Raw genomic sequence first — 7,560 nt, 5'->3', positions numbered from 1 at the left:
TTGAACCGGTAGTTGATCCGACCCTTGGTCAGATCATAGGGGGTCATTTCGACCTGCACCTTGTCGCCGGCCAGAACCCGGATGCGGTTCTTGCGCATCTTGCCTGCCGTATGCGCGATGATCTCATGGCCGTTCTCAAGTTCGACCCGAAATGTCGCATTGGGCAGGAGTTCCTTCACGACACCGGGGAATTCGAGAATGTCTTCCTTGGCCATGTGATCTCCTTCAATTGACACCCGCGACCTGTGTGCGGGTGCGCGTGATATGGTCCCATCAGGGGCGATTTTCAAGCCAATAATGCAGGCCCGCCTGGCTTTCAGCGACCTCCGTGGCCTGGCGGCACTGCGGCCCTGAACGCCGAAAAGCCTTCGTCGAAGACTTTTGCCAGGCGTTTTCGACGAAACCGCCTGACACCTCTGGCCCGGGTTCAGCGCAGATCGACGGTTTCGACCGGGGCCAAGTCCTGGCTTTCTGCCCAGTCGGTCCGGTTGCGCACCGCACCCTGATCGCGCAGCGCCCGGATCGCAATCAGGTCGACCTCGGCCAGGGTCCAGCCCGGCTGATTGACCACGCCCGAGGCCAGAATGCCATCCGCCGGAAAGCCGCCATCGGGGGGAACAAAAATCCCGCCACCGCCAAAGCTGCTCTCCAGCAGCTCCAGCCGGGGATAGGCGCCAATGGTCGAGGCCATGACGCTCACACACTGCCCCTCCAGCGCCCGCGCCCGGGCCGCGATCCGCACCCGCCAATAGCCCGACGCAGCTTCGGTGGTCGACGGGATCAACAGCAGATCCGCGCCGCTCTGCGCCCGGGAAAGAAGTGGAAATTCACTGTCATAACAGATGTTTATCGCGATGTTTCCGAGCCCGGTCTGAAACAGTTTCAGCGGCCCCTGCCCCAGCGCTTGCATCGGATCCCGCTCCCACGGGGTCAGGATCAGCTTGTCCTGAAACACCGTCTCGCCCGCCGGGCTGTGGAAATGCGCCCGATTGACAAAGCCCGCCGCGGCGCGGACCGGCGCCGAACCGCCCAGAATATACACCTGGTGACGGCGCGCCAGATCGCGGTGCAGGGCATTGGCGTCGCTCATCCGATCCGCGACTGCCTGCATCGCCGCGCGGGTGTCGGCGGCCACCTCCACACCAGACAGCGACACCAGCTCCATCGCGCCATATTCGGGAAAGACCAGCAGATCGGCGCCCTGCCCGGCCGCCTCGGCCACCCAGGTGCCGAGCTTGGCCTCATAGCCGGACCAGCCGGAAAACCAGTCAAGCGGATAGGCGGCGGTGGCGATTTTCATACTGATTTCCCCGGCGGTGCGGCCTGATTTCTCAGCGTTGGGGCGGACCCCAGCGATCGGTCACATGGGCGATGATCTGATCCCGGCACTGGCGATAGGCATTCAGCTTTTGCTCACGAGTCTCGCCAATCGCGGTCGGATCCATGATGGGCCAGTAATCCACGGTCAGGTGATAAAACCTGGTCAGATCCAGCGCACGGCGCTGCGAGGCCGGCGACAGCGCCACGATCATGTCGAAACTGCCAAGGTCGTCGCCGAGTCGCTGCATCTCATCAAAGCTGCGCGACCGGTGCCGCGACACTTCAACCCCGATTTCCTTGCAGACGGCGATGGCAAAGCCGTCAATCTCAAGGTCGTTATGCACCCCCGCCGATTGCACATAGGTGGCGGTGCCATAGAAATGCTTCATGATTCCTTCGGCCATGGGCGAGCGCACCGCGTTGTGATCGCAACAAAACAGCACCGCCTGGGGAAGGGGTTGAACCACGCGTCAGCCTCCGAAATGCAGCACGCAGATGAGGGTGAACAACCGCCGCGCGGTGTCACTGTCGATCTCGGCCTTGCCCTCCAGCCGCTCCATCAGGATGTTGGCCCCTTCATTGTGAATGCCACGGCGGGCCATGTCGATGGTTTCGATCTGATGTGGCGGCAGGGTCTTTACCGCGTCGAAGTAGCTTTTACAGATGGCAAAGTAATCCTTCACCACCTGCCGGAACGGCCCCAGTGACAGGTGAAATTCGGCGGCGGGGCTGTCATTCTCGGTGCGGATATCAAACACCAGCCGCTTTTCGCGAATCGACAGACCGACCCTGTAGGGCCCGTCCGGCACGACCCGGTCATCTCGGTTGGGAAGCGAGAACGAATTCTCCTCCATCAGGTCGAACATCGCGACCTTGCGCTCCTGTTCGATCTCCGGTGTCGGCGGCGGCAGGTTGCGGTCGTCCAACTCGATATGGGCAATTCTGGACATGGCGTGGGCCCTTCTGGTTCGCTTGGGTCTTCCCCTTGGCACAATCTATGCTGCGTTGCAGCAAAATACCAGCGGACGAGCGCAAACCGGCTATTTAGTCGCGCGACTATTGCCCAGCGACAGCGCCGGTTCAAGGCCGCCTGCGCCGCTCATTTTCGCAGATTATCCCTGGTTCAACCGATCCAGCCGGGCCCGCACCGACAGCCCATGTGCCTCAAGGCTCTCGGACCGCGCCAGCACCTCTGCGGCCGGGCCAATTGCGGCCAGCGCGGCGGGTGTCATCCGGGCCAGGGTGCTGCGCTTCATGAAATCCAGCACCGACAAGCCGGAAGAGAACCGGGCCGAGCGCGCCGTTGGCAACACATGGTTCGGCCCGCCGACGTAATCGCCGATCGCCTCCGGCGTCCAGGCGCCGAGGAAGATCGCCCCGGCGTGGTGGCACTCGGCGGCCAGCGCCTCCGGATCGGCAACGCAGAGCTCCAGATGCTCCGGCGCGATACGGTTGGACAGCGCCGCGGCCTCAGCCAGATCGCGCACAATGATCACCGCGCCGAAATCGCGCCATGACGCAGCGGCGATCACCCGCCGCTGCAGGCTCTGCAACCGCAGTTCGACCGCCGCCGCCACCGCCTGGCCAAAGCCGGCGTCATCGGTGATCAGCAACGCCTGCGCACTTTCGTCATGCTCGGCCTGGCTCAACAGATCCAGAGCGATCCAATCCGGGTCATTGTCAGCATCCGCGATCACCAGGATCTCCGAGGGCCCGGCGATCATGTCGATGCCGACCTTGCCGAACACCCGCCGCTTGGCCGCCGCCACATAGGCATTGCCGGGGCCGGTGATCTTGTCCACCGGCGCGATGGTTTCGGTGCCATAGGCCAGTGCCGCAATCGCCTGGGCGCCGCCGATCCGATAGATCTCGTCAACCCCGGCAATCCGCGCCGCCAGCAGCACCGCCGGGTTCACCACCCCGTCCGGGGTCGGCACGCAGATCGCCAGCCGCGCCACCCCCGCCACCTTGGCCGGAATCGCATTCATCAGCACCGAGGACGGATAAGAGGCCTGGCCACCGGGCACATATAGCCCCGCCGCCGAGACCGCGCTCCAGCGCCAGCCAAGGCTGGCGCCCGCCGCATCGGTCCAGGTCTGATCCTGTGGCACCTGGCGTTGGTGATAGGCGCGGATCCGTGCCGCCGCCTGCTCCAGCGCCGCGCGCTCGGCCTCTGGCACGGTGGCGCAATGCATCTCGATCTCGGCCGCCGAAAATCGCAGGATATCCGGGGTCAGCGCCAGCCGGTCAAAGCGCGCGGTCAGCTCGATCACTGCGGCATCGCCACGGCGGCGCACATCGGCGATGATCCCGGCCACGACATCGTCGACATCCGGGCTGTCCTCGCGCTTGGCCGCCAGCAACGCGCTGAACCGGGCCTCGAAATCGCTGTCCTCAGTCGCCAGAAACTGCATTCTACTCGCCCCCTGCTTGGCTAGCGCCTCCCATAGCGATCCGCGCCGCGCCGCTCAACCCCGGGCACCCCCCGCCGCTTCATCTTGCCAAAAATATTCCCGCCGGAGGCTGCGCGATTTCCGCCAGGAAATCGCCACCCCGGACCGCCCTCGCCATCAGCAAACCGCCGCCGCTTTGCGCCCCGCCACCAAAGCGCTAGTCTGCGCGCATGTGTGGACGCCTTGCCCTGACCCTGCCGACTGACGCGATGGCCCGGCTGTTCGCAGCCGCCCCCGCCAATGACCTGCCCGCGCCGCCGAATTACAACATCTGTCCGACCACCCGGATCCCGGTGGTGTCGCGCAGCGCCAGCGGGCGGCGGCTGAGTGCGATGCGCTGGGGCTTTCTGCCGCACTGGTATCAGACCCCCAACGCCGGGCCGCTGCTGATCAATGCGCGCAGCGAAACCATCGCTGAAAAGCCCGCATTTCGCGCCGCCTGCCGGGACCGGCGGTGTCTGATCCCCTGCGACGGATTCTATGAATGGGCGCGGCGGGACGGCGCCAAACTGCCCTGGTTCATCCGCCGCGCCGATGGCGCGCCGCTGGTGATGGCCGGGATCTGGCAGGACTGGCGCCAGAGCGATGACGCCTGTGCCACCTGCGCGATTGTCACCACCGAGGCGCGCGGCAGGATGGCGGTGATCCACCACCGGATGCCGGTGATCCTGGCACAGGACGACTGGCCGCTGTGGCTGGGCGAAGCCGGAAAAGGTGCGGCGCGGCTGATGACAGCCGCGCCGGATGAGGTGATTGACATGCATCGGGTCGGGCCCGAGGTGAACTCAAACCGGGCCGTTGGCCCGGGCCTGATCGCGCCGCTCTCGGCGCCCTAACCGCCGAGCGTGGTCAACACCGTATTGGTGACACCCGCCGCAATCTGTGCATCCGCCACATCCTGCAAGGCGTCGCTCAGCAGGCTCGTCGGCAGGCCCCAAAGCCCGAGCAGCGTCGCGATGCCAACCTCAGAATCGGGATAATCGACCTCGGTCGGCATCTGGTTGATCTGGAAATCACCCTGAATGCTGCTGTAGCTGGACCCGTCTTTTTCGCGAAACTCGGTTTTCACCCCCTCTTGCACCAACAGCAGATAGCCTTCGTTCCTGGACAGGTCATCAGAATACCATGTTTCATTCGTCGCCTCGACGCCGGTGGTGCTGTAGGTTTTGTTCACGAACAGAATCCTGTCGCCGTAATCGGCATAGGTGCGGGCCGGGAACACGGCGTCACCGACAAAAATGACCACATGGGTCTTGCCGGTATAGGGAACGACCTCTTCCAGAACCGAATACTCCGGACCGCTGGAGTTGCTGCCACCATTGCCATTGCCATTGCCATTGCCGTTGTTGCCATTGCCATTGCCATTGCTATTGCCCCAGCCCCAGCCCCAGCCCCATTGGGCCTGGGCACCGCCGACGCCGGCCATCAGGACGAACGCCGCGGTGCAGGCGATCTTGAGAATACGAGTGAACATTGGTCTACCTTTCTTGGGCCGTGACTTGGACCCAGCCGCGGGTCATGTTTTTGGACGCAGCCAGTCCTTGGGCGGTCCTCGGACTTTGTCGATTTCAATCAAGTTTTACCGGATGATTTTGGCCTCATTAAGGCCGATTGTTTCGCAATCGACGCCGGTGCGTTCGCGGCATCGCATCAATTGCCCCGGCGGGAGCTCTCCCTGTTTCATCGATCAGAATGGCGAAATTCGGGCGGGTGGCGGCCCGTTCGCAGGTTTTTGCATCGAATGTTACCTTTGAGTATTGGACTTTACCCTGCGTTCAGCAAATTATACCCCCGGGCCCGGCCGATTGCGCGGGCCGCAAGGGAGGAGCATCATGTCTTATCAATACAAGGGCGCACGCGCCGGGATGGCGCAGCGATGAGCGGCGCACAGGCAGTGCCATCGGCCTTTGCCATGGACGGCAAGGTCGCCGTGGTGACCGGCGCCGGATCCCGCGCCGACGGGATCGGCAATGGCCGCGCGGCCTCGATCCTGCTGGCACGGCATGGCGCCAAGGTGGCGCTGATCGACGAAAACACCGATTGGGCCAATGAGACGCTCAAGATGATCGAGGCCGAAGGCGGCAGCGCCAAGGTCTACAAATGCGACGTCACCGACGAAGCCGCCTGTCAGACCACGGTGGCGCAGATCACCAAGGATCTGGGCGCGCCGGATATTCTGGTCAACAATGTCGGCATCGGTGGCCCGAACGGCACCGCGCTGGATGTCGATATCGCCGCCTGGAATCAGGCGATGGCAGTCAACGTCACCTCGATGGTGCTGATGTCGCGGGCCTGCCTGCCGGGGATGACCGAACGCGGCTCGGGCTCGATCGTCAATATCGCCTCGGTCGCCGGGATTCTCGGCGGGCATCCCAAGCTGCTCTATCCGACATCCAAGGGCGCGGTGGTGCAGATGACCCGGGCAATGGCCACCCATCACGGCCGCGACGGGGTGCGGGTGAACTGCATCTGCCCGGGCATGGTCTATACGCCGATGGTCTATACCCGTGGCATGGACGACAACCTGCGCGAAAGCCGCAAGAACCGGTCGCTGCTGCAGGTCGAAGGATCGGGCTGGGACGTCGGCCATGCGGTGGCCTATCTCGCCTCGGACGCCGCGCGCTGGGTGACTGGCGTTATCCTGCCGGTCGATGCCGGGGCCACCGCCGGGCGCCATCGCGAAGGCTGACCCAGGGCGACCCACTGCGGACAAAATGCGGACAAGGAGAGCGCGAGATGTCGATGAAAGCCGCCGTGGTCGGCAAGGCCGGGCCGGAGCTGCGGGATCTGCCGATCCCGGCGCCGGGCCCAAACGAGGTGCTGGTCAAGATCCACGCCGCCGCGTTGAACCGTGCCGATCTCGGCATGGCGGCGGGGCATAAACACGGGTCCTCGGGCGGCGTTGGCGCGCCGCTCGGGCTGGAATGGGCCGGTGAGGTGATCCGCGCCGGGGCCGAGGCCGGAGGTTATCAGCCCGGCGACCGGGTGATGTGTTCGGGCCTCGGCGGCTTTGCCGAATATGCGGTTGCCGATCACCGGCGCTGCTTTACGGTGCCCGACCGGATGGGCTGGCGCGAGGCCGCCTGTTTCCCGGTGGCCCTGCGCACCATGGTCGATGCGGTGCTGATCAATGGCGCCATGCAGCGCGGGCAAAAGGTGATGATCCTCGGCGCCTCCTCCGGGGTCGGCATTCTGGGGATGCAGATCGCCAAGGCCTGCGGCGCGGCACTGGTGATCGGCACCTCGACCAATCCACAGCGGCGCGGGCAATTGACCAGCTACGGCGCCGATCACGCGATTGATCCCTCGGCCGAAGACTGGGCGCAGCATGTGCTGGAGCTGAGCGGCGGCAGCGGTGTCGATCTGATCGTCGACATGCTCTCAGGCCCCTATGTCAACGCGGCCATGACCTGCACCGCCCTGGGCGGGCGGATCGTCAATGTCGGACGGCTGGCCGGGCAGCTCGGCGAGTTCAACTTTGACCTGCATGCCCTGCGCCGCATCCAATATATCGGCGTCACCTTCCGCACCCGCACCATCGACGATGTCGCCGCGATCAATGAGCGGGTTCGCCAAGATGTCTGGCGCTATGTCGAGGATGGCCGCTTCAAGATGCCGATGGATCGCGACATGCCGCTGATGCAAATCCGCCAGACCTTGGCCGAGATGCATGACAACAATCATTTCGGCAAGATCACCGTGTCGCCGGGGAACTGATCGCCGGCGCGCCCGTGCCTAAAGCGTCCCGCCAAAAACCTGAATCGCGGGGATTCCCACACGCATGATT

General features: G+C 64.4%; 9 protein-coding genes. 3 read left to right on the top strand and 6 right to left on the bottom strand.

Going from position 1 to position 7,560, the window contains the following annotated elements:
- The 5 genes from infA to hisD form a co-directional block, all read right to left on the bottom strand.
- A partial coding sequence (gene infA, locus P1U48_RS18050) for a translation initiation factor IF-1 (protein WP_301070715.1) occupies window positions 1-215 on the bottom strand: 215 nt, incomplete at its 3' end.
- Window positions 216-427: 212 nt separating this feature from the next.
- Window positions 428-1,300 (bottom strand): carbon-nitrogen hydrolase family protein, encoded by an 873-nt coding sequence (locus P1U48_RS18045; protein ID WP_301070713.1) that lies wholly within the window; start codon window positions 1,298-1,300, stop codon window positions 428-430.
- Between the two features lie 31 nt (window positions 1,301-1,331).
- Complete coding sequence (locus tag P1U48_RS18040; RefSeq protein ID WP_301070711.1) at window positions 1,332-1,787, bottom strand: low molecular weight phosphatase family protein; 456 nt, start codon at window positions 1,785-1,787, stop codon at window positions 1,332-1,334.
- Window positions 1,788-1,790: 3 nt separating this feature from the next.
- Entirely contained in the window at window positions 1,791-2,270 is a 480-nt protein-coding gene (locus tag P1U48_RS18035; RefSeq protein ID WP_301070709.1) for a UPF0262 family protein, read from the bottom strand.
- Between the two features lie 162 nt (window positions 2,271-2,432).
- Window positions 2,433-3,734 (bottom strand): histidinol dehydrogenase, encoded by a 1,302-nt coding sequence (hisD, locus tag P1U48_RS18030; protein ID WP_301070707.1) that lies wholly within the window; start codon window positions 3,732-3,734, stop codon window positions 2,433-2,435.
- 209 nt (window positions 3,735-3,943) lie between these two features.
- Between hisD and P1U48_RS18025 the strand changes: the two genes are divergently transcribed.
- On the top strand, window positions 3,944-4,609 hold the full coding sequence (locus tag P1U48_RS18025; protein ID WP_301070705.1) for an SOS response-associated peptidase: 666 nt from the start codon (window positions 3,944-3,946) through the stop codon (window positions 4,607-4,609).
- Here the strand turns inward: P1U48_RS18025 and P1U48_RS18020 are convergent.
- The gene (locus P1U48_RS18020) at window positions 4,606-5,247 is read right to left on the bottom strand and encodes a hypothetical protein (RefSeq protein WP_301070703.1); all 642 of its coding nucleotides are present in this window, start codon (window positions 5,245-5,247) and stop codon (window positions 4,606-4,608) included. The genes P1U48_RS18025 and P1U48_RS18020 overlap by 4 nt on opposite strands.
- Before the next feature lie 402 nt (window positions 5,248-5,649).
- Here P1U48_RS18020 and P1U48_RS18015 point away from each other — a divergent pair, with 402 nt between their 5' ends.
- The gene (locus tag P1U48_RS18015) at window positions 5,650-6,462 is read left to right on the top strand and encodes an SDR family oxidoreductase (protein ID WP_301070701.1); all 813 of its coding nucleotides are present in this window, start codon (window positions 5,650-5,652) and stop codon (window positions 6,460-6,462) included.
- 47 nt (window positions 6,463-6,509) lie between these two features.
- Complete coding sequence (locus P1U48_RS18010) at window positions 6,510-7,490, top strand: zinc-binding dehydrogenase (protein WP_301070699.1); 981 nt, start codon at window positions 6,510-6,512, stop codon at window positions 7,488-7,490.
- The last annotated feature ends 70 nt before the right edge of the window (window positions 7,491-7,560 follow it).

The organism is Pseudooceanicola sp. (assembly GCF_029213205.1).
In the GTDB taxonomy this organism is placed as follows: domain Bacteria; phylum Pseudomonadota; class Alphaproteobacteria; order Rhodobacterales; family Rhodobacteraceae; genus Pseudooceanicola.
The sequence above is the reverse complement of the archived record's forward strand: the minus strand, read 5'-3'. Positions and strand labels throughout refer to the sequence as shown.

Bases quoted from the DNA above. Each gene is read 5' to 3' on its own strand.
- P1U48_RS18045 (WP_301070713.1), bottom strand. From the start codon at position 1,300: ATGAAAATCGCCACCGCCGCCTATCCGCTTGACTGGTTTTCCGGCTGG.
- P1U48_RS18035 (WP_301070709.1), bottom strand. From the start codon at position 2,270: ATGTCCAGAATTGCCCATATCGAGTTGGACGACCGCAACCTGCCGCCG.
- P1U48_RS18015 (WP_301070701.1), top strand. From the start codon at position 5,650: ATGAGCGGCGCACAGGCAGTGCCATCGGCCTTTGCCATGGACGGCAAG.
- P1U48_RS18025 (WP_301070705.1), top strand. From the start codon at position 3,944: ATGTGTGGACGCCTTGCCCTGACCCTGCCGACTGACGCGATGGCCCGG.
- hisD (WP_301070707.1), bottom strand. From the start codon at position 3,734: ATGCAGTTTCTGGCGACTGAGGACAGCGATTTCGAGGCCCGGTTCAGC.
- P1U48_RS18010 (WP_301070699.1), top strand. From the start codon at position 6,510: ATGTCGATGAAAGCCGCCGTGGTCGGCAAGGCCGGGCCGGAGCTGCGG.
- P1U48_RS18020 (WP_301070703.1), bottom strand. From the start codon at position 5,247: ATGTTCACTCGTATTCTCAAGATCGCCTGCACCGCGGCGTTCGTCCTG.